Genomic DNA, 278 nt, shown 5'->3' on the forward strand with positions numbered 1-278 from the left:
GTTTCAGCCGACGGCCGGTTCGTGCAGCACGGTAGAGTTTGCGGATTTCCATCAGAGTCCTTTCGTGTGGGAACCGGATTGCGACGGTTTCCATTTCAGAAGTTTGTTTTCCGCCACCGTGAGGATCCACTCGGCGAGCAGTGCGATCACCGTGACGATGATCATGCCGGCGAAGATCCCGGCGGTGTCGAAGGAGCCTTGCGACTGGTTGATCAGCAGCCCCATGCCGCGCTTCGCGCCGGCGTATTCGCCGACGATCGCGCCGATCAACGCGAAGC

1 pseudogene is annotated in these 278 nt (G+C 60.4%); it reads right to left on the reverse strand.

From position 1 onward, the window contains the following. Positions 1-51 precede the first annotated feature (51 nt). Positions 52-278, reverse strand: a pseudogene (locus MXD61_RS05915) (ABC transporter permease); the annotation flags it as partial.

The organism is Frankia sp. AgPm24, assembly GCF_023243055.1.
In the GTDB taxonomy this organism is placed as follows: Bacteria; Actinomycetota; Actinomycetes; order Frankiales; family Frankiaceae; genus Frankia; species Frankia umida.